The organism is Sphingobium subterraneum, assembly GCF_014199435.1.
Classification (GTDB): Bacteria; Pseudomonadota; Alphaproteobacteria; order Sphingomonadales; family Sphingomonadaceae; genus Sphingobium; species Sphingobium subterraneum.
The window spans coordinates 39,696-64,021 of sequence record NZ_JACIJP010000006.1; the positions used below are offsets into that span (position 1 = coordinate 39,696).

18 protein-coding genes and 2 pseudogenes are annotated in these 24,326 nt (G+C 55.1%); 8 read left to right on the forward strand and 12 right to left on the reverse strand.

The window, feature by feature from the left end:
* Positions 1-161 precede the first annotated feature (161 nt).
* Complete coding sequence (locus FHS92_RS14980) at positions 162-1,658, forward strand: aldehyde dehydrogenase family protein (protein WP_184081561.1); 1,497 nt, start codon at positions 162-164, stop codon at positions 1,656-1,658.
* A gap of 67 nt (positions 1,659-1,725) precedes the next feature.
* Here the strand turns inward: FHS92_RS14980 and FHS92_RS14985 are convergent, their stop codons facing one another.
* The 10 genes and pseudogenes from FHS92_RS14985 to FHS92_RS15025 all read right to left on the reverse strand — a co-directional run bounded on the left by FHS92_RS14985 (position 1,726) and on the right by FHS92_RS15025 (position 13,237).
* The gene (locus FHS92_RS14985; protein ID WP_184081562.1) at positions 1,726-2,712 is read right to left on the reverse strand and encodes an AraC-like ligand-binding domain-containing protein; all 987 of its coding nucleotides are present in this window, start codon (positions 2,710-2,712) and stop codon (positions 1,726-1,728) included.
* A 356-nt stretch (positions 2,713-3,068) separates the two neighbouring features.
* Positions 3,069-4,043 carry an amidohydrolase family protein gene (locus FHS92_RS14990; protein WP_184081563.1) on the reverse strand — a complete coding sequence of 325 codons (975 nt, stop codon included), beginning with the start codon at positions 4,041-4,043 and terminating at the stop codon, positions 3,069-3,071.
* Between the two features lie 188 nt (positions 4,044-4,231).
* The gene (locus FHS92_RS14995; RefSeq protein WP_184081564.1) at positions 4,232-5,014 is read right to left on the reverse strand and encodes a class II aldolase/adducin family protein; all 783 of its coding nucleotides are present in this window, start codon (positions 5,012-5,014) and stop codon (positions 4,232-4,234) included.
* Between the two features lie 21 nt (positions 5,015-5,035).
* On the reverse strand, positions 5,036-5,986 hold the full coding sequence (locus tag FHS92_RS15000) for an NAD(P)-dependent oxidoreductase (RefSeq protein WP_343056746.1): 951 nt from the start codon (positions 5,984-5,986) through the stop codon (positions 5,036-5,038).
* Positions 5,983-7,164 carry an acyl-CoA dehydrogenase family protein gene (locus tag FHS92_RS15005; protein WP_184081565.1) on the reverse strand — a complete coding sequence of 394 codons (1,182 nt, stop codon included), beginning with the start codon at positions 7,162-7,164 and terminating at the stop codon, positions 5,983-5,985. Before FHS92_RS15005 ends, FHS92_RS15000 begins: the two co-directional genes overlap by 4 nt.
* A gap of 237 nt (positions 7,165-7,401) precedes the next feature.
* Entirely contained in the window at positions 7,402-9,969 is a 2,568-nt protein-coding gene (locus FHS92_RS15010; protein ID WP_184081566.1) for a TonB-dependent receptor domain-containing protein, read from the reverse strand.
* A gap of 265 nt (positions 9,970-10,234) precedes the next feature.
* Positions 10,235-10,906: a redoxin domain-containing protein gene (locus FHS92_RS15015; protein WP_184081567.1), complete on the reverse strand. Its 672-nt coding sequence runs from the start codon at positions 10,904-10,906 to the stop codon at positions 10,235-10,237.
* A gap of 166 nt (positions 10,907-11,072) precedes the next feature.
* Positions 11,073-11,525 carry a rhodanese-like domain-containing protein gene (locus FHS92_RS18690; RefSeq protein ID WP_425506259.1) on the reverse strand — a complete coding sequence of 151 codons (453 nt, stop codon included), beginning with the start codon at positions 11,523-11,525 and terminating at the stop codon, positions 11,073-11,075.
* Positions 11,526-11,531: 6 nt separating this feature from the next.
* Positions 11,532-12,647 (reverse strand): annotated as a pseudogene (locus FHS92_RS15020) (rhodanese-like domain-containing protein); the annotation flags it as partial.
* Entirely contained in the window at positions 12,644-13,237 is a 594-nt protein-coding gene (locus FHS92_RS15025) for a cysteine dioxygenase family protein (RefSeq protein ID WP_184081569.1), read from the reverse strand. The gene FHS92_RS15025 and the pseudogene FHS92_RS15020, both read right to left, overlap by 4 nt.
* 436 nt (positions 13,238-13,673) lie before the next feature.
* On the opposite strand from FHS92_RS15025, the gene FHS92_RS15030 reads away from it, so the two are divergent.
* Positions 13,674-15,110 carry an MFS transporter gene (locus FHS92_RS15030; RefSeq protein WP_184081570.1) on the forward strand — a complete coding sequence of 479 codons (1,437 nt, stop codon included), beginning with the start codon at positions 13,674-13,676 and terminating at the stop codon, positions 15,108-15,110.
* A 36-nt stretch (positions 15,111-15,146) separates the two neighbouring features.
* Here the strand turns inward: FHS92_RS15030 and FHS92_RS15035 are convergent, their stop codons facing one another.
* A complete protein-coding gene (locus FHS92_RS15035) occupies positions 15,147-15,974 on the reverse strand; it encodes a LysR substrate-binding domain-containing protein (protein ID WP_184081571.1) in 828 nt (275 codons plus the stop codon).
* Between the two features lie 2,105 nt (positions 15,975-18,079).
* On the opposite strand from FHS92_RS15035, the gene FHS92_RS15040 reads away from it, so the two are divergent.
* The 4 genes from FHS92_RS15040 to FHS92_RS15055 are packed head-to-tail and all read left to right on the forward strand — an operon-like array spanning position 18,080 to position 21,789.
* Complete coding sequence (locus FHS92_RS15040; protein ID WP_184081572.1) at positions 18,080-19,699, forward strand: hypothetical protein; 1,620 nt, start codon at positions 18,080-18,082, stop codon at positions 19,697-19,699.
* Entirely contained in the window at positions 19,683-20,096 is a 414-nt protein-coding gene (locus tag FHS92_RS15045; RefSeq protein ID WP_184081573.1) for a GtrA family protein, read from the forward strand. The genes FHS92_RS15040 and FHS92_RS15045 overlap by 17 nt, the downstream gene beginning before the upstream one ends.
* The gene (locus FHS92_RS15050) at positions 20,093-21,055 is read left to right on the forward strand and encodes a glycosyltransferase family 2 protein (RefSeq protein WP_184081574.1); all 963 of its coding nucleotides are present in this window, start codon (positions 20,093-20,095) and stop codon (positions 21,053-21,055) included. Before FHS92_RS15045 ends, FHS92_RS15050 begins: the two co-directional genes overlap by 4 nt.
* Positions 21,055-21,789 carry a class I SAM-dependent methyltransferase gene (locus FHS92_RS15055; protein ID WP_184081575.1) on the forward strand — a complete coding sequence of 245 codons (735 nt, stop codon included), beginning with the start codon at positions 21,055-21,057 and terminating at the stop codon, positions 21,787-21,789. Before FHS92_RS15050 ends, FHS92_RS15055 begins: the two co-directional genes overlap by 1 nt.
* A gap of 168 nt (positions 21,790-21,957) precedes the next feature.
* Here the strand turns inward: FHS92_RS15055 and FHS92_RS15060 are convergent.
* Positions 21,958-22,250, reverse strand: a pseudogene (locus tag FHS92_RS15060) (transposase); the annotation flags it as partial.
* Positions 22,251-22,432: 182 nt separating this feature from the next.
* Here FHS92_RS15060 and FHS92_RS15065 point away from each other — a divergent pair.
* Positions 22,433-23,632, forward strand: coding sequence for an acyltransferase family protein (locus FHS92_RS15065; RefSeq protein ID WP_184081576.1), 1,200 nt, complete (start codon positions 22,433-22,435; stop codon positions 23,630-23,632).
* 383 nt (positions 23,633-24,015) lie between these two features.
* A complete protein-coding gene (locus FHS92_RS15070; protein ID WP_246352051.1) occupies positions 24,016-24,117 on the forward strand; it encodes an N-acetylmuramidase domain-containing protein in 102 nt (33 codons plus the stop codon).
* Positions 24,118-24,326 lie beyond the last annotated feature (209 nt).

Consider the following 24,326-nt stretch of genomic DNA (forward strand, 5'->3'; position numbering starts at 1 on the left):
ACGAATAGTTGGGTTGTCCCCGCCGCAACCGCGTACAAGGGGCTGCTTCAGCCTCATATATTGGTACGCCGCAACAGAGCGCCGATAGATGCTGTGAAGGCTGCCGGACCTTTGAACAAGGCATCCGGTTCCCGATCACGCACAACATATCGAGGATGATTATGAACGCGGAAGCAAAAATTTCGGTGAGGCCGACTTTTCGTGCAGAATATGGGCACTTTATCGATGGAGCCTGGACCGGTTCGGATGGCGGCAATGTCATCGGCCTGTCAAACCCAGCCACCGGCCAGCATCTTGCGAATATTCAGGCGGGCACGCCCACCGACGTTCAGCGGGCTGTGGCCGCCGCCAAACGCGCATTTCCCGCATGGTCGCGAACCTCTTTCGAAGAGCGTCAGCGCATTCTGCTTGAAATCGCGCAGCGACTGAGCAGGCGTCGGGAAGACTTCGCCGTGATGGAGTCCATGAACAACGGCAAAACCGTGTTCGAAGCGACAATCCATGATCTGCCGGAAGCGATCGGCCAGTTCGAATATTTTGCCGGTTCGGTATGGTCGTTGAAAGGGGAAACGCACAATCACGCCGACCTGCTGGGTCTCGTCCACCGCGAACCATTGGGCGTTGTTGCACAGATCATTCCATGGAACGTGCCATTGCTCATGGCGTCCATGAAAATCGCTCCGGCTCTGGCCGCCGGGAATACGATTGTCTTAAAGCCGTCAGAGATCGTCTGCCTTACCGTTCTGGAATTTATTGGTGAAATAGCCGACTTGCTTCCACCCGGCGTGCTGAATGTTATTACGGGCTATGGAAAGGACGTCGGAGAGGCTTTGGTCACGCATCCCGATATTCGCAAAGTCGCCTTTACCGGATCGACGGCGACGGGGCGCAAGATCATCGAATATGCCGCCCGCAACATCATTCCCCAAACCATGGAATTGGGCGGCAAGTCCGCTAACATCGTCTGTAGCTCCGCTGATCTGGATGCGGCGGCCACAACAGCCGCGTTGGCAATGGTGTTCAACAAGGGAGAAGTCTGCATGGCCGGCTCTCGCCTTTTCGTTGAGCGATCCGTGCGCGATGCCTTTCTGGAAAAATATGTCGCGGCCGTCAAACAGATCAGTGTCGGTGATCCGCTTCACGAGAAGACGGGGCTAGGCTCCCTTTCCTCGCGCATCCAATATGACAAGGTCCGGAATTATTTTGATGTGGCGCGTGAGGAAGGCGCGACAATCCTGCATGGCGGCGAAATCGCAACCGGCGATGGCCTTGAAAACGGCTACTTCGTGAAGCCCACCATTTTGGGCGACGTTCACAACGGAATGCGGGTCGCTCAGGAGGAGATTTTCGGGCCAGTAACGAGCGTTATCACTTGGGACAATGAGGAGGACCTTCTGTCGCAGGTCAACGATTCACTCTATGGGCTGGCTGGTGCAGTCTGGTCTGAAGATTTACGACAGGCCCACCGTCTTTCGCGGGCAATGCAGACGGGAATCGTTTGGATTAACACCTATTACAACCTCCCGCGCGGCATGCCTCTGGGGGGCTATAAGCAGAGCGGATTTGGCCGGGAACTGACCTGGGAGCTGTTACGTGAATATACCATCCAGAAGTCCGTTATCATTCCATTGAGCTATTCCGGCTTGCCGCCAGCATAGCCGCACCGCCCCCAAAAATTGCCATGCGGCGCCCGCCGGGACCGGACTGATCCCGACGGGCGTCTTTTTACGCCACTCCCAGACGCGATGCACCAAGGGACGAAACCGGAAGAGACGCGCTGGACGTGCGGAATGCTCCTGGAGTTGTACCGAAACGCTGACGAAAATGCCGTGTGAGATGACTGGCGTCGAAAAAAGCGCAACGCCATGCGATTTCCGCAACGCTGAGATCGCTGAACGGTGCCAGTCTCAGCATCCGCGCTGCCCGCTCAAGACGAATGTTGAGCAGTTCATGCGAATAGGACGTGCCTGCCGTGGAGAAAATCGCATGGAGATAGCGCACCGAGATGCCATGCATTTGTGCAACCTTTTTTGCGTCCAACGTATTATCATGCGCCAGATCTGCCAATGTTTGCCGCAAACGATGGAAATGACGAAGCTGATGCTGGCTAATCGGACGATCCTCCCGCTTTGCCAGCGCCAGTGCCAGCGCTCCGCCAATCTGGTCGGCACACAGGCTGGAGCAATTCTCATCGACATCGTCGCCAATGGCCTCCATCGCCGCCACCAGCGCCCTACCCCATGCCTTACGACCCGCAATGGGTATCGCTGCGTGTTCTTCGGGACATGCCAACCATTGTTTAAGCCAGCCGGTTGGCAGATGAAACGACAGGTTACGGCTTCCCGGGCTGGTCGTGAGCGTGTATTTCTCGTGACCGTTCACAAGGATGCAATCGCCCGGGTTAATTTCCGTTTCCCGCCCGCACTGGCATAAAAAAGCACTGCCTTCCATGATATGAACAAGCTCGAACTGGTTAAGTTTGCTGCGTCGTATTGCGGCCGGCGTCCGGCTGATAACCTGCCCAAATCCTACGCTAATGCGACTGAGACGGATGGGGCCCAAAGACTGTTGAACAATGCTCGCATCGAGCGAGATATTTTCATCGAACGACTTGATCTCAATATCGAACACTGCCTCGCAAGTTGCGGCCCGCCAATATTCCATTTCCGCGCCCGGCGCAGAGCCGGTGGCCCAAATACGTTTATCTGACATCTCTCCTACCCTTCTGTTATTTCGACCCAGAATGAGCACAGTTTCAGGCTGTTATGGTTTTGCCTTTTGGCATGCCCCTCTCAAAAAACGTCAGTTTGCGGCGTTGGGTCCACAAATAAGCGAGCGAAATTCGGCGCTTATGCCTCTTCGGGTTTGACCCGACTTTATCGGGGCATTCACCTGTAAAATGGTGAGTCACCACAAATGCTCGCTGATGCTGATACACGCTTATCACCCCGAGCGCCGATCAACAGATTTAAAAAAAGTATATATGATACCTGAATCGTGGCGGCGGCTCTTGCTCGCCTTGGTTACCCAAGCACTTTAGCATCGAGGCTGGCGCCTCCGATCAGGCCTTACAACTCCAGACGGTAGATCCGCGTGGCATTCGCGTGGAACAGCATGTGCTGCTCCTCCAGCGAATAGCGCGCTGCTACCCGTTTAAACGCGTTCCAGAGTGTCCCGTAAGAAAATGACGCCTTGTCGACCGGAAAGTTGCTGGCGAACATGCAGCGTGCGGGCGAGAATGCGTCGATTGCCGCTGTCACATACGGTTCGATCACGGTCGCGACGTCGACGGAGCGTGCAGGCGCCCCACCCCCGAACCAGCCAAAGCCAGGTACCTCAGCACCCACGCCACTCAGCTTGATCGTGATGTTTTCGCACCTCGCCAGCGCAGAAATTTTGCTTCGCCAGTCGTCGAACACAGCCGCGCGTTGGCCGTGAAAGCGACCGATCCCTATGGGATAGCCAAAATGATTGAGGACGATTGAGACCTCTGGGAACGCGTGTGCCAGATCGACAATGTCGTCCAGCATGGGATGGACGCCCAGTACTTCCAGAATAAGACCCCGGCGGGCAAGCTGCAAAACGCCTGATCGAAATGCGGGCAGGCGCGATTTGTGCTGTGGAATATTGAGCGCCCTAAACACTTCGGGATCGTACGCCAGCAACTCCCGTATTCCTTTAAACCGCTTGGGCGACGCCTCCCTATGCGCGTCGAGCACCGGACCCACCGCGTCTCCCATCATCAGATTGGCCCGGGCGATGATTCCGCACGCCACCTTCCCAGCCGCGCCCCGGTTGCGGGAGAAATGTTCGGCCACCTGCTCCACATATTCGGTTTCGCCGACACATCTAAATTCCTCAGGTCCATTATCGCGAAAGGCAAAGCCGCAATCGCCATAAACCGACCCTATCAGCCTGTGGCCGCTTTCCTCAACTTCGGAAACAAAATCCTGTGGCAGAAATCGACCGAAATTCTCCGCCAATCCAAAGCTCTCATCCCAGAGATGATGATGGACATCGATTATCGGAAAATCCGGTGCCACTGCGCATTCAATGTCTTTAGGCACTGCTCTGCTCGTCACCCAAACGTCTCATCATTGCTCTGTCATGAGAAATACTTCTCACAAGTAATCATAGGTTGGCACTCACGCTTTATACAACAAAGCCACTTCGCTGCCGCAGCTAAGACGGAAATCTTTTGTCGACAGAAACCAACCCTTTGATGGACTGGCTACTCCAGAAAGTCGGGTTGCTCCTTCACTATCCTTTCCCAGAAAGGCTGGAAGCCTGCCGCCGCGGCATCCCTGCGTTTCATCTGGTTGGACGTGTACTGAGCAACGTCCTGCGGGATCAGTTTGACGTGTCCTGCGGCCTCGGCCAGCAGTTGCGTTTCGCAGCAATTCTCAAGCATGATGTAGCTCATTACGGCATTCTCGACGCTCTGCCCGACCGTCAAGATCCCGTGGTTCTGTAAAATCACCGCCTTTTTGTCACCAAGCGCCTTGGCGATCTGCTCTCCCTCCGACGTATCCAGCACGATGCCGCCGAACGTTTCGTACAGCGCATGTTGTTCGTAGAAGAAACAAGCGTCCTGCGTAATCGGATCGAGCAGTCGGCCCAGCGTCGACCACGCCTTGCCATAAAGGGAGTGGGAATGCGCCGCTGCGACAACGTCGGAACGCGCCGCGTGCAACACAGAGTGGATGGCAAATCCCGCCTGATTGATCGGCCCCTTCCCATACACAATATTGCCGTCGTGATCGACCATCACGAGATCGGAAACACGAATATGACCAAACCAGGGGCCAAGTGGGGCTACCCAGAAGCGGTCATCATATTCTGGATCGCGCACAGTGATATGGCCCGCCAAACCAAGATCAAAACCACGCAGCGCAAAAATGCGGTAGGACGCGGCGAGCCGACGCTTGCGATATGTACGCTCTTCTTCGATCGAGCGAGGCGCTTCCTGCTCCTGTTGCCAGATGTGCTTGTGTGCAGGGTCTATGGTGTTCATCAGCGGTTCCTTCTCATCGCATCAGTAGCCGGCGCTCTTGTCGACGATATCGATCAAGGTCTGACCGCGCGAGAAGCGAGCAATGTTGGCGACGACTTTTTCCAGCAGGACAGTGTGGGCGTCGGCATGGTTGGCGGAAACGTGCGGCGTAAGCCTGACACGCGGATGCGTCCAGAGCGCATGCCCCTCCGGAAGAGGTTCCGGTTCCGTCACATCCAGCGTTGCAAAGCCGAGATGGCCTGCATCCAGCGCCGCCACAAGAGCGTCATGGTCGAGAACGGCACCCCGCCCGACATTGATAAGATGTGCATGCGGTCGGGCATGCGCGAGCATGTCTGCGTCAACCGCAAGCCGCGTGGCATCGGTGGCAGGCAGCGCCAGCACGAGATGATCCGCTGAAGCGATGACATTCTCGATGCGGTCGAGCATGTCCACCCCGTCGACGGTGCCCGGGAGCCGGCGGCGGCGGACGGCCGTCACCCGCATGCCCGCGGCGAGCGCCCGGCGAGCCACGGCGGTACCAATTGTACCGAAACCGATTATGCCTACCGTATTGCCGGTGAGCTGCCCGAGAGGCTGCGTCTTCCACAGCTGCGGCTCATGGACGCGAACCGCCTCCAGATCCTTGGCATGAAGATAGATGGCGGCCATCACATAGTCAGCAATCGAGGCCGAAGCGACCCCGCGCCCGCAGGTGACAATCGGCGCATCGAGCAACCAGGACGGATAAAAATCAATGCCGGTCGTGCCACTATTGACCCACTTCAGCCGCCCGGGCCATGTGGCCGGGCGCGCGATGTCACGATGGGTCGTCCAGGCTGAAGTCGGCCGCACCAGCATGATGTCCGCTTCGTCCGCGACCGCCCAAGGACATGCCTCGGGCGCCGGAATCACCGTCGCGTCAACTTTTTTGCGGAGCCCTGCATTGAAGCTCTCCGTCATCTGGGTGGCGATGACGAGCGGACCGCTCACAGGCCGAACCCTGCCCGGCCCGCTCCTACCAGAATGGTGTCGTCCTGGGGGCTGTGGATCCGGCTGCACATAACGTCACGATAGTGGCGTTCCAGCGGATTCTTGCGCGTCAGGCCAGGGTTACCCGTCAGTTCGAGGCCAATCTGGACAGCACGGATCGCATTGGAAGTTGCCGTGTATTTGACGATGTTGAGGAAGACGAGCGGGAGATCTTCTCCCCGGTCGGCTTTCTGCGCCGTGGACTCCAGCAGCGTGCGGTTGACGTGCAGGAGAGCCTCGATCTCGCCGAATTTCTCCTGCACACGGGGCAGCGTAGCGAGCGACGCACCAAGGTTGGTGGGCACCCGTTCCTTGAGATAACTGCACAGCCAGTCTCGTGCTGCGCGCGCGACCCCATCATAGATGGTGGAGATCGAGAGCGAGTTCCAAATGGCGAGCGACTTATCGTCCACACCGAATACCCACTCATTGGGTTTGCGCACATCGACCGCATGGTCGAGCGGGATCGGAGTTTCGTTGAAAACCACCCGATGGCTTACCGTCGCGCGCATTCCGAAATGGTCCCATTCGGGTTCGATTGAAATGCCTGGTGCGTCCTTCCCGACCAGAAACACTCCCGTGCGGGGCTTATCTTCGTCCGTCGTTGCGTATACGGCAAACCAGTCGATGCCCGTGGAACCTGTCGCGTAAATCTTGGTCCCCGTAATCGTCCAGCCGTCCCCCGTCCGCCGCGCGATCGTCTTGGGCATCCCGCCGCGTACCGGCGTGCCCAGTTCCGGCTCTACCCGGAAGAAGCCGATCAACCCGCCGCCCGCTACAGCTTCCCGGGCCAGCCTTTCGTACAAGTGCCGCGGCCACCGCGTAAGCCGCTCGGGCTGGGCATGATGGGCATATGTCATGAACAAAATGAGCGCCGTTGAAGGCTCTCCTTTCGCAACCGCGCCCAACACTCTGATCGCTTCCGCATAACCGGCGCCGCGCCCGCCATATTGCGGCGCTACCGTCAGCCCGATCAAACCCTTTTCGGCAAGATAGTCAAAATTGGCGCGCGGAAATTCGGAGGTACGATCATACTCCTCCGCCGTCGCCGCCAGCTTGCGCGTAATCTCATCGAGATAGTCCTGCGAGATCGGTTCGCTCGCACTCTCTTTGCGTGCGGCGGCCACATTGATAGCCATTATTATCTCCGTCCTTTGATGCAAAAACCATCAGCATGAAATAGTCAGATTTTCGCGCCGATCATTATTGTGCATATTTTTAATGACAATTGCACGTCAACACCAGTTACACTTTTGAAATCTAATAATTTTAGATATATTAAGGAATTTAATACTTAAATTGAGGAAATATCATATTCACGATTTGCAACGCCCTTGCATCTCTCTATCTGAAAGAGAGATGCAAGAAGCTTCGCATTAGAAATCGAACGACAGCTTGCCGTAGTAAAACCCTCCCATCTGGGAAAACGGGGGCTGCCCGTAAAGAAAAAGCGATGAACCCGTCGTGGGGTCAGGCGCACCGTTTTCCTGAGGATGCACGCCAAACAGGTTGGAAGCGCCTGCGGTTACCCTCAGGCCTTTCCACAACCGCGCCGACACATCGACATCGGTAAGCCATCGGGCAGCGTGAGGTATGCCGTTGGGGATCAGCGGGCTGCGCGTCCATCGATAGCTTCCGTAACGGGTCTCGTTCAGGTTTATCGTAAACCGCCCCACTGACAGGTGTGCACCCAGAACAACCTTCATTTTCGGCAGGTTGGTGCTCATGTCTCCGATTGTACCCACCGCCAGAAACGCGAGGCTCCCCCCCGGATTTGGACCCAGGTTGGAAAGGGCGGCCGGGGGCGCGGCAATTCGTGTTATCTTGATCTTGTTATAATTGAGCGCCGCATCAAAACCGAGGCGACCGTCCCCAACATTCAGACTATAGTCCGCCACCAGATCAAACCCACGACTACGTGTATCCACGCCATTGGCGAAGTAAATGATTTGCGCCGTGACCGGCACGTTATTGGCCGTCAGAATGTTGGCGAGCGCGGGCCCGAAGAGCGGACTGGTCCGGACAATCCTGTTCTTGACCTTGATCTGGTATCCATCCAGCGTGATGTTGAGCCGAGGCGCAGGTCGCAGCACAATACCAAGACCATAATTGGTGGATTTTTCGGCTTTCAGATCCTGCGCGCCCAGAGCCCGTGCGAGCGCCGAGTCATTGCGGGCGAGTTTTGTGTATGTCGGCTCCACTACTCCCGAAACAGGGTTCGGCTGTACCCGGCTGTCGGTTTGCGAGTAGCCGATCTGTGTGAGCGACGGCGCACGGAAGCCCGTCCCTACGGTGCCACGCAACGCCAGCCAGGGTGTGAAATCATAACGCGAGTTGAGCTTGTATCCGAATGTCGTTCCCGCGGCGTCGTCATAATGCTCGATGCGAACCGCGCCGCCCACAAACCAGTTTTTGACGGGGTTGATGCTTACATCGAGGTAACCGGCAATATTGCCTCGCGTCAGTTTGGTTTCGTCCGCAGGTGACAGGCTGATGCCGCCTTGCGCGGTCGCCACGGCGGGCCTGCCGACATTCGGATTGCCGTCCTGATCGCCGGGTCGATAGATATAGCCGCCATTCGCATAACCGAGCGGATCTCCCGCAAAGGTCTGAAAATAATCGACGCGATACTCTACCCCTGCAGATATCTGCAAAGGCTCCGGCAGGCCAATCTCAATCCCGCGAGTAAGGTCCAGATTGGTGACCCATTGACCGAACTGAAATGTCGCCAGATTGTCAAAACGGGTTGGTGAAGCGGGACCGAGCGACGCGTTAATCGTCCGGTCGCTATATTGACGCACGCGATTGCGTCCGTAGGTCGTGCTAAGATCCCAGCGCGTTTCCCCGATCTGCCCCTTAATCCCGATGAGGGCCTGATAATCGGTCTCGGCAGTGTTGGAATGCGGAAAGAAGCCGTTGGGGAATATCTGCGATATGTTAGCGTTCGAATTTGGGCGACGCAGGCTGTTGCCGCTGACCGTCCAGCGCTGGCCAAACGTACCGTATGAGTAAAGCGTCGTCGTATCGCCTGTCGGTAGCTCCGCGTTATAGCTGGTTGAGTATGAGCGGATCTTTGGGTCGCCGTTCTGCGCCGCACGACCGTCAAAACCAGCATTCTTGGGATTGGCTGCCGGGGAGAAGGGAAGCACGGTCGCGCGATAATTGTTCCACGCCATTCCTCGCTTGCGAAGATCGCCGCTTACATGGACGAAGCCGCCGTCACCCAGCTTGAACCCGATGTCGGCTTCGGCTTTCAGTGTTACCAAGTCGCCCTCATTGCGGTCGCACGAACACAAGGTACCGGCCATGACGCTGATATGACCACCATGGTCCTGAGACTTCATTTTCAGATTGATCACACCCGCGACTGCGTCCGACCCGTATTGCGCGGCGGCACTGTCCTTCAAGACCTCGATATACGCCACCGACGACAAGGGAAGAGCGTCCAAATCAACCGGATTGACGCCACTGGTGTCTCCGCCCCCATTCGTAAACAATGCACTGTTGTGGCGGCGCTTGCCGTTGACCAACACGAGCGTGTACGCGGGACCAAGCCCGCGATTGAAAATCGGCCGCACGACGGAATACACGCCACCGGCGTTGAAACCGAAGTTAATGGAAGGCAGCAACTTCGATAGGGACTCGGACAGGTCGGCGCGTCCGGGCGCCGCCAGTTGGTCGCCCTTGATGACATCGATCGGCGCCGGGCTTTCTGCGACGGTCCGTGGTCTGCCACCGCGCTGCCCGGTCACAACGATAGTCCCCGCCGATCCTTCGCCCGAATCCGGAGAAGCTGTCTCTTGCGCAAAAACTGGAACATTAGGAACCGACAAAAATACTATAGCAGTCGAAAGAAGAATGTATTTTGTAAATTTTCCTATTTTGCATGTATTTAATTTCGATTTTTCATTATTTTTACATGACGAATATTCGACGAAATCCACGTACTTGGATCCTTCGCCCCATAATAAATTACACGACAACATCTATATTTCCCCGAATCACAGGTTGTAGATAACCTAATCATCAAGGCCTTTATCTCAACTGATTTAATTGATAAATAGTTTTTTTGCTCCTCCGTCGGAAAATGCTGTCCTTAGCCGACCTCAATATTCGTTTTTTACGCTATCTCTGTGCCTTGGTGCGATCGCAGCCAGATGCCGAGAGATCTTCCAAGATGCGAGCGCAGGATCGATCCCTCACCACGCATCACGCAAGCACTCCGGCAATCAACGCCTTGACGGAATCGACAATCGGCTCCGCCTCCGTACGGATGAGCCAGTCCGGCTGCACATCGATAAATCGGATCGTCCTCGCCTGATCGATCACGAGCGCCGTCGTCTGAGGGAGATCCGTGCTGTTCGAACCGAGAATACCCGGCAGATCGAACTCCTTGACCGCCAGCCAGGTATGGACATCTTTGTTCGACGAAAACGTGATACCCAGATCATTTGAAAAGCGATTGCCCGGGTCCGAGGCGACCGTAAATTCCAGACCGTGGGATGTTTGGATTTCGATCAGCTTCTCGGGTACCTGCTGGCTGATCGCAACAAGGGGAACGCCCATTTCCCGAAGTTGCGGCCACAGGTTACGCTGATAATAGGGCAATGCCACGTTGCATGACGGACATGTGGCCCACCGAAAGACAATCAAAACGGCGGCTCCGCCCTTGGCTACATCATCGAGCGTGAAGCGGCCGCCCTTGACATCGACAAACTCGAAATTGTCGAGTTGTTCACCGACGCTCTTTATCTTGGAAGGATCAAACGCCTCGACAAGTTCGCGCCGCTGCCTGATATTCAGTTCAAGATCTTCAGGCGGCCAGGTACGGAGACGCTCTTCATGCAGTTCTCCCAGCAACCCACGCAGCGACTCTGCCACCATATCCTCCATTGGCGTTAGGCCAGCGATGATATTGGGGCGGATCGGGTTTGGATAACGAGTTTGTATAAGTTTGAAGATAACTCTTGCTCATTTCCCCGTTAACGATGGATCTAAAGATCCTCGGCTTTCAGGTCCCGCAACGCAGGGTGCTCTACCGCAGGGATTAGATGACAAAAAATCCATGGGTACCGTCACGCCTGAGCTGTTCAACCAGACCGAACTCCCAGTCCAGATATGCCTGCATGGCCTCTGATGCGTTGTCGGTCCCTTCATAAGGCCGCTTGTAAATATCACGTGGTTCGCTCAGCGGATTTTCCAACCCGGTCGCCAGCGGCCGACCCGCCCCACTCCAGCCTGCCGTCCCCAGTTCCAGCGCAGACACTGTCTGCCGTTCTCGATACCGTGCGGCAACCAGACGCGCCAACCGACCGTCCGGGGACGTCAGCACAACGGGCTCCTCACCAGCCTTTTCGAGCAAGAGCTGTTCAAGCTCGATCGGCAGGGCAAAGCGGGCACCAGGGATATGTCCTTTTCGGTGTTCGCGCGATGTTGCCAAATCGATCAATATCCCCTGTTCAGAGGCCGTCAAACGATCGAGTTCCGCCAGAGAGACTATGGAAGGCTCGGGATGAGGCGGAAGGGCGCGACTATGATCCCCTTCTTCCAGTTGCGCATTGAAGCCGCGCTCAAGGACATAGACTTCCCAGCCCATCTGCGCCAACCATGACGCGGTCATGTCCGCACGTGATCCCAGCGGATCGGAAAGCAGAATGCGCGCACCCCGCACCGGGGCGTTCATGTCCGTCTCCTGCACGAGCTGACCGCCAGGGGCGTTGAGAAATCCAGGCAGGTGACCTTTCCGATATTCCTCAGGAGAACGGACATCGAAGCGGTATAATGTTCGGGTTCCGTCCTGCGCCAACACAGCTGCCTCCCAGGCAGTTACGTGGCGCACTCCGGCGCGATAGGCTACCTCGCGTGCGCGCTGAGCCGCCGCTTCCTGTTCATTTTCGGTCGCATCGGGGGCCTGGCGCTCTTGGCCAGTCTCAAGAGCCTGGCCTGCAAGCACCCATCCGATCGTGCCATTGCGTAAAGCAAACACGGGATTTGGAATTCCGGTGTTAACGAGCGACTGCGTGCCGATAATGCTGCGCGTCCGCCCTGCGCAGTTGACGATGATCATCGTGTCAGGATCTTTGGCCAGCGCCGGGGCCTTCAGCACCAGTTCCGCCCCCGGAACACTGGTCGAACCCGGAATATTCATTGTGCTGTATTCGTCGAAACGGCGCGCATCCACAACGCGGACGTTGGCGTTCTGGTCGATCAATTCCTTAACCGTCTCTGCGGGAAGCGACGGAGTGTGCCGGCGGTGCTCAACAAGCTCGCCAAAGGCCTTGCTGTAGGAATTGACGTCCTGAAAGAGTTCGTACCCTGCGTTCTTCCAGCCCTGCAGTCCACCGTCCAACGCGCGTACATCGGAATAGCCGAGCGAGCGGATAAGTGCGGCCGCTCCTTCCACCAGATCTTCGCCGTCATCATATAAAATGATCGGCACGCCGCGTCGCGGAATTCGATCGAAAATCTCCATTTCGATACGACCGGCTGACATTTGTGCGGCAAACAGCGGATGAGCCAGCGCAAACGGCGCTTCCTCCCGCAGGTCGATAAGTGCGAGTTCCTGCCGCGCAAGCAGCATCAGTCGCACTTCCTGTGGCGTGATGGTTGTATGGAACGTCATATGATCTGCTGGATACCCCAGATATTCGGGCAATGGCGATTGGCATAACCCGATATGAATGGTCTCACGTCGCCGTTCTCGTGATAGATCGACCGTTTGACCCGGCCAATATTGGCCCCGTAAATATGAATGCTGATCGAAACGCGATCGGCGAAGGCATTTGCGACACGATGGATATCGCCCGTGCGCGGAGAAACATGGTCGATGTCCCCGGGTTCCAGTCGTTGTGGCAACCCGTCGGCTTGCAGGCGACCGTCCGCTCCTTTTGACCAGCGTTCGCCTGTCTCTGCGCCGCGCAACATGCCGATCAAGCCCCAAACCCGATGGTCATGGATCGGCGTCGCCTGATTTGGCCCCCAAACGAAGCTGACAACCGAAAAACGCTCCTGGCTGTCGCAATGAAGGAGATATTGCTGGTACCGCTCGGGATGGGGTTCGGCATATTCCGGCGGCAGCCAGTCGTCGACCGCGACAAGCGCAGCGAGCAACGCACCGCCCTCCGCAAAAAGGACGCTTTCCGTGGGATTCTTCCCGAGCATCCTTCCGAAATCGATCACAAACTCACGCAGGCGAGGCCAATTATAGTTCATATTTTCCATACGCTATCAGGAACGCCACGGCCTTCGCGTCTGCCGGATTCGGCAATACGCGTCTAAGCATTTATCATTTTGACGTGGAATCAAACGATAGTTGGAAATGTACCTCTTGAGCGCCATCAAAGTGGGGCGACGGAGCACCGAAACCGCAAACGACCCGACTCTCGATGTATGCAGACCATATGAGGAAGCCGATTTTGGTCGCTTCCTGTAATCAGAAAGCGCTTTGTCACCGGTTTTGCCCGTCGCCTTCACTATCAAAGTGAATATTTCTAATATTGGTGTTTAACAACGACAATATCCCCTAAATATCGGAAGTATATATGCCCGCTTTATGTTGACACCGAGGCTGGCGGGCCGTTAGTCGCGATCACGAGGAGAGTTCCTATCTGGAATGTGCGTCAGCGTCGGCCCCCGTGCCGATTGCCGCATGTTCGGGACCGGTTCCGTTCCGCTTTGTCTCATGGCCAGGGTACGATGCATGCCGGAGAGAAGAATGCCCGCCCCTGCTGCGTCTAGCCCGGCTATAACGCGTGGTGACCCTGTTGCTGATCTTATCGATGAGCGTAGCCTATCACGGTTGCAGATCCTGGTCGTAGGAATGATGGCCGCCATACTCGTGCTGGAGGGGCTCAGCCTTCAGATGCTGTCTTATGCGACCCCCGCCATCCTTGCCGATTGGCAGGTCACCGAGCTCGAATTCTCACCAGCCGTAGGTCTCACAAAATTCGGTATGGCCGCAGGAGCTCTAATTGGCGCTAAATTCGGCGACTGGTGGGGCCGCAAGCCGTTGCTTGTCGGGACGACCTTCCTGTTCAGCATAGCGACTGTCAGTTGCGCTGCAGCAGGCGATGTCCCAACGCTTGCCGCTCTTAGGCTTGTCGAGGGTGCGGCGTTCGGCGCTTGCTTCCCTAATGCGGCCGCGCTTGTGGCTGAATGGATGCCTCGTCGTGCGAGAAGTCAGGCCATCGGGATCATGACGGCCGGCATTCCTGTCGGCGGAATGCTGGGCGCCGTCATCGCGATGATCGTGATTGAACGATGGGGATGGCAGGGCTGTTTTCTGATCGGAGGATTTCTTCCGATGGCACTTGGCTTCCTGGTCTTGTGGTCGATGCCCGAATCCCCGAGTTGGACGGCACGACGGGCCAAGGCCGGCCTCTCCGCGCTTTTGGTTCGCGCTTGGCCGAAAGAGGATTCAAGCTGGGTTGTTCCACCAGCGCCGGATGTCCAAAAAAATGGGGTAACCAAGGCAGGAAGGATTCTCACGAAGGCAAACGCCCGAACGAATATCGCGCTGTGGCTATGCTTCTTCATGAACGGGTTTGCTGTTAATGGGCTCATCCTCTGGGGAACCACCGCTCTAACAGGCATGGGACTTGACCTTAAGGTCGCCATCGGACTGGGCGTACCGTATAATATCGCCTCTCTCGCCTTCACGCTAGGCGCCTCGTTCGTCGCTGCGCGCTTCGGCACACGCATTGTGGTTTTGACATTGGCCGCTACGACCGTTGTTGCCCTGGCCATGAGCGCGGTGCTGGGCCTGAGCGAAACGCCTTCGACTATCGGTATCGGTGCGCTTTACATCGCGGCGGGTGGGTTCATGGGCGGCGTCCAGGCTCTGCTGGTCGTCCTGGCTGCGCATGCCTATCCAACGGAATCCCGCTCGACCGGCGTAGGGGCCTGTTCGACCGTGGGCAGGGTATCGGGAATTATCAGCGGCTTTGCGGGCGGCGCGGTTTTATCTACCGTATCTCCAGCGCTTTTCTTTGCTGCTTTGGCAGGTGCGGCGGTGTTTTTAGTTGTGGGAGCGATGTTGACCGACCGTCACATGCCGGCACGTTCGCCGGGGATTGGGACATCCTGAAAGCATCGTGCGTACCGGGCTCCGCAAACTCGCCAATTATATTTTACGGACAGCCGCAGTGATTAGTTCAGACAGCGCTAAGGCCGTCGCATCGGCAGAAGGTTGAACGGAAACGATGTACGCAATTTCGGGGGCGGTTTCGCCTCCGATAACAAGCGGCTCAGACCGGTTACCGAGGAAAGTGCGGTACGTCACCGCAAGACCGCTTTCGACAGCTGCACGCAATACTGAGATGCTGGGCGTCTCCACCGTAATGGAAAAGGGACGCTCCATACGAGTGAGCTCCTGGATCGCCGCCTCCCGGAACCGGCACGGCTTGGTCATGATTGCGATCGGCAAGACCGGTTCCAGAAGAAGATCCGCATCGCCAAACCAGGCCATTTGAGCCTTGCTGGTCGCTTCGAGCGTATCGGGATCGCCCAGATAAAGCGCGATATCCAGGAGGCCGGAAGCAAACAGGTCCTTAAGCTCCTCGGAATGGCTAACGCGGATTTCCAGTCTCACGTCGGGATAAGAGCGCTTGAAACGCGACAGTACGCCGGAAAGGATTGCATCGGCAAAATCCTGTACCATGCCGATACGCACAGGGCTATCGACCCGGTTACCGATATCCCCAATCAAGCTGTCGTTCAGCGCAAGAATTTCTCTGGCGCTGGCAACCAAGCGCTCACCGACGGGTGTAAGATGAAGCGCGCCCTGCTGACGTACAAGGATCGGTTGGCCGATAATATCCGATAGCCTTTTCATCTGGAGGCTGATGGCCGATTGGGTAAGATAGATATGCTCGCTTGCCTTAACCATCGATCCTGTGTCGACAATCGCCACAAGGGTTCTCAACAGGTCCATGGGCAGATTGATACGCATATTTTTCTCCAGCTCTGATCGTCCCCGGCAAAATCAGGGCGAATCGAGTGCCACTCCTTGAAGTTCGATTCATCCGGGAATTGTGCACCCATTTTCGAGATGTCCATGGGTAATCGCTCAAATAATATATGTTATGGCCGCGATCAGTGCTGTTACGCACCGTGTGCTGTGGGTCTAATGTACAACGTTTTAGCAGGACCAGTTCTGGGCAGGAATTGCTTCTGTCCAGACTGCATGGTTCAGGGTCCCGTTTGTTTGTCAGGTGCGACGCGGGGTCGACAACATCGTGTCCCCCCGCTTTTCCACGCTGATCACAGTGGCAAACGCATTTTCACTGGACGTCTCATGTTTGCCGTAATTTCGGCGAATTCTTGGGGCTACTTTCGAGACGAAGCGGAAGGCGGCAGGTAGGCTTAATACCCCATTGCCATTACGTATCGAAGGAATTCTGACAGAAAGCCGGGCGAGCGACGATTTCGGAATGGGGCGATGCGATGGGTGGGAGGATCAGCCTGGCGCTAAACAGACAGTCCTATTCGCCCGGGATTAGCGAGTAGAAATGAAATGGCGTTCCAAGTCATCGGAGCTATCGCGTTTGGTGAGGAATCCTTCCACTGCCCTTATATGCAATTAGCTCGTTCTATTTTTCTCCAATCCCGAATTCATTGCTGCAATGACAACGCGATTCCTCCGCTCTGCTAAACCGGGTATCATCGGGGTATCAGACGCTTGAAATTGTATGATAGAGCCTACTGCACCTGCAATGATGCGGGGCACCGAAGAATCGCCCGATCAACGACCTACCGAACGATATAAAGCGATATAGGTCAATATAATCAGATACTTAGTTACACTTTTAATCAGTAGGTCGCTGGTTCCAATCCAGCAGAGCTCACCATAAAATCAAGTGGTTAGCGGGAATACACTCCGGCGCATTTCTGACGAACGCTGCATCAGCAATCAGATAGCAATCAGGTGGAGACGTTTCACCAAACCCCCTGCCAGAATAGATTTCTCAGATGATTTGGGCAATGCGCGGAGAACGCACGTGGGTGGCGATTGGCAGAGGACTGCATTTCCTTCGATCTCGCTTGGCTTATGCGTCTAGGACCAATCCGGATGGGACAGGTCGGCAGCGGAGAAGTCAGTTGGTCGGTTGATGGCCACGCGATAGCGTCCCTGCGTTTCCAGCTGGATTTACGGGCAGGCGGTCCTGCCCGGCTGATATTTTCTACTCCCTTGTGACGCCACTGGGACAGCAAATGCCCGTCCAGCAGACGATCGCTCTCACAGCTATTTCGCAGCATTTTGGCGGGCTCCACTGGTGGATGCGCTGCCCGGATACTGGTGAGCTCGTGCGACTGCTATATTTACCGCCGGAATGCGAGCATTTCGCTAGCCGCAAGGCGTTGAGGCTTGCATATTGCGTGGGGCGTTTGAGCCGGATCGACAGGCCATTTGAAAAGCTGTTTCGAGTGCGGCGAAAACTTGGCAGCGAGGCAAGTTGGGAGCGGAGGCGACGCGGCCTAAGGGCATGTGGCGGCAAACCTATGCTTACCATCGTGTCCGCCTGGAATACCATGACATTGCCTGTATGGAGCGGATCGCGCCCTGATCAAACCAGCCTCGAAAGGGACCCGTTTGACCAAAACCTGGCAACCGGGGCGATACCTTGCTGGCCACGGCAAAGGACTGGTCCAATCCGAGATGCGGGATATAAATCATTCTTTTGCAGTAGGTCCCCTGAAGCGACCGCGTCTGAACGAAGGGCCCAAGCATCGTAGCCCCGAAAAATGTCACCCCAGTCTGAGGGGCTACTACAACGCCTTCCGCCCCTAGAGCGGACGTCCACGCGCTGATGGGCGCGCCCTCAAAGCCGCCGTCGGTTCAGCTCCGCTGACGATCTTCGCGTCCAGAGTGATCGAAGCAAATGGCATGAAGGTGTGCGCTGCGATCGTCGTCGCAACTGTCAATGCAGCGAGAGCGACGACGATCACGACTTCCTCTTAAAGTGTTGATACGGATACTAACTTCCAGCATGCTGCCGCACGCCGCCACGATAGGTTACCGATTGCCGCGCAGGTCTGGTGGAGAATGAACCGGGTATGACGGGCATATCTGTTGCAATTGCGAACAAAGCTGAATATCCACAGTTTCTCTATTTCACAGGGAGTCGCATCATTCGGCTTACAGACATTGCTAAAGCCGATTGGTTGCAGAGCGGCAGGTCCGCTATCGTACTGGCGGCCTTGGCTACGGTTCCCTTATGGCCGATGGCGGAACCCGTGTTGGTCGATCTGCCAGCGCATGTTTCCCGCTATCACACGCAGCAAGAAATCCATACCTCCTCCTATTTAAGTCATTATTTTGTTTACGACTGGCAGTTGATACCCAATTTAGGCGTGGATATCCTCGTTGCAGCACTTGGTCCGTTACTGGGCACAGAGCGCGCCGCCCATATGATTGTAGCACTGTTGCCTGGGATTTTTGTCCTAGGAATGTTGTTAGTCGCGAAAGAAGTGCACAAAAAACTGCCATGGACGTCGCTATTCGCTTTGCCGCTCGCCTATTCCTACCCATTTATATTTGGTTTTGTAAACTATTGGCTGTCCATTGGGCTGGCGTTCATCGGCCTTTTTATCTGCTTGCGTTTTAGTAGACTTGAAAGGCCGCTTGCTCGATCAGCTGCGCTGGCTGCTTACGCTCCGTTCGTTTTGGTATCGCATATGGCGGGCTTCGGAGTTTTCGGCATATTCTGTTTTGGGGGTGTCTTAGGAAACGCCTTGGAGAAGGGTGAGTCTCTTCTTCATAGCATAATTCGCGCCATCGTCGCGTGCATGCCAATTACCTGGCCGCTTGTTGTCCTTATACTCTCAGGAAAACCGAGTGCGGGGTTCACTGGGATTTGGTTTGACATAGACGGTATCTTACTTTGGACTGTCGGCATGCTGCGTACGCGATGGATGGCGATCGACATCTTGTCCGCATTGATCGTGTTATGTGGCGCGTCATTGCCCCTGTTGCTGCGTCGTTCGTTTAAGTGGTCCCTAAGTCTTTTGATTCCAGGGATTTTGTTGGCAATATTCGGGGTGCTTTTGCCCCGGCTAATCAATGGTTCGGACTATGGCTCCTTGCGCCTTATCCCCGTCGCCGTTGCTCTCGTACTGTTGGCGGTGCACCCGAAGCGCCCAAGTTTGCCTTTGGCGTGGGCTGGTTACACATTTTTTGTAGTTCGGTCGGCTATCCTGTTTTTTGCAATCCAAACGGCCAGTTCGCGCGCGCATCTTGAACTGACCGGACTTACTCATGTCAGGCCGGGCTCCCGCATCGCGGCTTTCCACATTACGGGTTGTGATCGTCAGTGGGAGCCCCGCTATCTGAACCATATTCAGAGCATGGCGATAACTCGCCGGGATGCCATGGTGAACGACAATTTCGCCCAAGCCTCCGGGCAGATCATGAACCTTACCCCTACCGAAATTAACCGGGAAATGCCCGGGCAAGATGTGCGCAATCCAGGGTGCCTAAGGGGTGATGTCGCAACTTTTGATAATGCATACGCTAAGCTCAATTTGGATCAGGTGGACTACTTGTGGATCATTGACACGGTCGGCATTCACTTGCCGCAGGATCGCCGGTTAAAGCGGATCTGGAGCAAGGAAGGATCGGTCATCTTTGAGGTCGGCCACCCACAGAGTTTGAAAACGAATGTTTCGGCGCATTGATTTTTTTCATTATGCAACCCTGGCGGGACAGGTGTCGCGCTTCGCCGTTTCTGGCTTGGTCGCAAGCCTTATTAACCTCGCCGTCTATCATGCAGGCGTAGTGTTGGGCGGGATCGACCCAAATGTGGCCTGGACGGCGGGGTTTATAGCGGCCTCTGCGATTGCCTTTATCCTCCACGACCGATGGAGCTTTCGCACGCCAACTGCTCGATCACAAAAGATTCCGATGGCGCGACGCTTCGCTGTCGTCTCCCTCTCCTCGTTTGCCCTCAACAGCTTTTGGGTATGGCTCATGGTGCGTCATTTCGGCATGCCAGTCTGGTCCCCATATCCGCTTGTAATCGGTTTATCTCCGGCTTTGGCGTTCTGGTTCAACCGTACATGGGTGTTTCGATGAAATCTCCAACTTACCCTGTGGTTCTGACTATCATTGTTCCAGTGAAGAATGAGGCCGATGGAATAGAGCACTTTCTGAATCGAATTGTCCCTGTTTTAGAGAACATTCCAAAAAAGCCCGCGTGGGAAATTATATTCGTCGATGACGGCAGTACCGACGGGACTCTTGCTGAAATTCTTTCTTCTCGCTCCAAAGACTCTCGAATTTGTGCTGTGGAACTATCACGCAACTTCGGAAAAGAGGCCGCTCTTTCGGCTGGACTGGATCACGCAAGGGGGGCGGCAGTGATTCCAATCGACGTTGACCTACAAGATCCACCTGAAGTGATTGTGGCCATGGTCGAAAAATGGCGCGCCGGATTTGAAGTTGTTTGTGGTGTACGGACAAATCGGCAGACCGATGGGTTTGTAAAGCGGAGCACCGCTAATTTGTATTACAGAATACACAATTGGTTGTCTGATCACAAAATAATAGAGCATGCGGGAGATTTCAGGCTTATGGATCGACGCGTTGTTGAAGTCGTGCGCCGGCTCCCTGAGCGAAATCGGTTTATGAAAGCGCTTTTTTCATGGTCAGGATTCCGGGAGACAACGGTTGAATACCAACGAAACGAACGGGAGGCTGGGACAACAAAGTTCAACTACTTCAAACTTTGGCGATTGGCCCTTGACGGGATTACGGCCACTACCACGGTTCCTCTTCGAATCTGGAGTTACCTTGGCTTTGTGTTAGCTGCGGTGGGCCTCGTGTTTGCTGGGTGGCTAGTATTGGACACAATTCTTCGAGGCAACTCCGTTCCAGGATACTCATCTCTAATGGTAGCAGTGCTGGTTTTTGGGGGCATCCAACTACTTTCGCTGGGAATACTTGGCGAGTATGTTGGCAGGATATTAATTGAGGTAAAACAGCGCCCTGTCTACATCGTAAGAGACTCATTCGGACTAGAGGAGCGCGAGTAATGGATGCAGCTATCTACGACCGAATGACAAAGATTGATGAGACGCATTGGTGGTTTCGGGCCCGACGGAGGATCATCGCGACGCTCTTGGATCGGTATGCACCTGCTCGCCGCCCGCTCCAGCTACTCGAGGTCGGTTGTGGGACAGGATCTAACATACGTCTTTTGCAGCGATACGGCGTAGTAGAGGCATTGGAGCCGAACGACGGCGCGCGCGAATTTTCCAGTCATCGCACCGGGATTGATATCAAATCCGGTTTTCTGCCCGACGGCGTCGATCTTGAAGACGATCGCTACGATCTCATTGCGCTGCTGGACGTTTTGGAACACATTCCTGAAGACGCTGGCACTCTTATGCTGCTGCGCAAAAAGCTTAGCTTAGGGGGGGTATTGTTGATCACGGTTCCCGCGATACCCTGGCTTTGGTCCAAACATGACGTCGCGCATCATCACCAGCGCCGATACACGGAAAGATCGCTGCGGAGTGTACTGGATGGGGCGGGATTCGAAGTTGAGCACCTGACCCATTTTAACAGCCTGCTGCTTCCGATTATCGTGGCAACTCGCGCTATCGGTAAGCTGACCAAAAGGACCGGGGGCGACGATAACGTACCCCCGCCCCCCGTAAATGCAATGCTCGAAAGGGTCTTCGGATTCGAACGCTATTGGGCTGCTCGATTTCGATTCCCGTTCGGTGTTTCGCTTGCGGCTGTAGCCCGACGTCGCGACGATTAATGCAGCGGATCGTTGTCTCCGATTGATTTTGGGCTGAACGTTTACGAATTTAGTGTGCGACTGTCTTTAGGACCAGTTGGCTCGCGATATGGTGGTGCGCCTGGAGATTGGGATGGTATGGATATTTTTGACGTGACCCCCAGTTTTCAGCCAGCTGGGATTAGAGCCTGCCACAGCTTTCCGCTTCGCGGCAGGCGTCACCATTTTTTTGAAAGAAGGTCCGTCAACGCCGCATTGTCCAGCATAATGTCGGCCAGCAATCGCTTGGGCTTCGCGTTCTCCTCAAGTGCCTTCAGCTGCTTCACCTCGGACACCTCCAACCCGCCCTACTTGACCTTCCAGTTGTAAAGCGTCGCTTCCGACACGCCATGCTTGCGGGCAAGGTTAGCCGTCGTCGCACCTGCCCCCGTTTCCCGCAGAACCCCGATAATCTGCTCTTCCGTAAATCTCAGTCGCTTCATCGTCCGTCCTCTCCAGGGCCGGACTCTAATCAATCTTAGACGGAAATCAGGGGGCACATCACCGGACATCCCACGCTAAGCGCGCGGTATCATACCGTTTCGCAAGGTTTGCGACTAAAAGTTAGGTCAAATAATGTGCTGAAAGCGGACGTTTAAACCCAAACGCCCTGTTGACAAAACTGATGATGCGCCGCACAAAATTAGTGAAGATTGCAGGGGCAAAAGTGGATACTCAATTGTCGCAAGTCGGGCGCGAAGTTGGTCCAACGGCCAAAATGTTTTCCATCGGGGCAAAGATCGACGCCAATAACGGCCTTGCTCCGGGTTTCGACATTGTTCGTGTGGTGTTAGCGGTTGCGGTAGTGGCATGGCACTCTGTGCCAATCGCGTCGCGAGACACCGCTTGGTTCGATGATGCCCGGGTCGCTTGGGTTCCTGGATACGCAATACTTGCGGTGTTTTTTGGGCTGAGCGGCTTTCTTATCACAGGTAGCGCTCAACGTTTGAGTCTAGGAAACTTTCTACTCAACCGAGGACTAAGAATATTTCCGGCGCTTATTGTAGAAACAGCGCTATCCGCAATAATATTAGGTACAATATTCACAACATTGTCACTTTCGGAATATTTCAGTCATCATCAGACATGGGAGTATTTTACCAGTTTATTTGGTTATATAAAGTATTATCTTCCCGGCGTATTCAATGACAATCCAATACCACAAGTCAACCTGTCTCTTTGGACTGTACCTTACGAGCTTCTATGTTATTTCATAATGTCGGTATTTATAATATTTGGCGCATTGAAGAGACCGTGGCTTGTTGTGTTGGCCGCTGCAATCTTCGCGTTTGTGAGCATTGCTCTGTGGATTATTGGGATTCAGCAGGAATCCTCTCTATTTATTGAACGAGGGGCGTATGCCGTGTTTGTGGGGCGAGCTTCCCGGTTATTGATTTGCTTTCTTTTGGGAATTGCCGCCTATCTTTTTCGTTACAAGATCCCTTACAGCAAGACGCTTTTTCTTGGTTGTTGTGTTTATCTCGCGGGATTGTCCTTACTCAGTCCTCCTGATCTTGAAAGCTATCCGCTGCTGAACGTAGTTATAGGTCCAGTAGCTGTTTATATTTGTGTTTTTTTGGGAGCCTCGGAAATACCGACGGCAGCTTTGTTCCGTAAGGGTGACTATTCCTATGGTATTTATCTTTATGGGGCGCCAATTCAGCAGGCCATGCGAGCGTTGGTGCACAGCGAATCCGCGTTGATCAATTTCCTGGTATCAATGCCAGCGATTCTGATTTTCGCGGCGTTCTCTTGGCATCTGATTGAAAAGCCGGTCTTGCATATGCGACGGCATTTTTCGTTCGTCGCTCGCGTGCGAAATTAAGTCTTTGATCTAGAAAGTCTGCAAGACCGGTTCTGCTGGTCGCCTTGCGGTGTCCTTACTAAGGCGCGGCCTGAGGCGCGGCCTGATCTTCTGCTGTACAAAGTGTACAAGTTCCGCGAATATTGTCAACGATCGGTTCCTCTGCGCAAAAGATGCAGATGCCAGCTTCGCGGCAGCGCTTTTCGTCCGCACGAGTTTCGAAATAAGCTTGCCCCAAATATCTGAGAAAATTCAGAGGTGTATTAAATAACGTCGCAAACTGGCTGATCTTAGCCCGTCTGCGTAATTTTTAACCCGTTACAAATCTCGCTCTCGCAAGACGTGGGGGGCGCACCGAAAATCAAACTTCAAAGGGCAATCATGACCATTTCCGACTGCCAGCGCTGGCTGGTGGCGCCCAGCTCGACGCCGTGGCGTCGGTAGAGAGCGCCGGCGGAGGCTTCCAACCCGACGGCTTGCCCAAGGCGCTTTTTGAGCGGCATTAATTCTGGAAGCGGCTGCGGGTGAATATCCGGCTGCTGTCCGATCCAACACCGGGCGGCTACGCGACGCAGCCCCTTCCTTCGCCTGCCCACGTGGGCAACAACAATGCCGAAGCTCTAATCGCAACTGGATGAAAGTTGGGGGTCACGTCGCTTACCCACTCTGTTTCTCCAGAAAGAGCGCCGGACGCCCTCTGGTGTGACCATTTTGG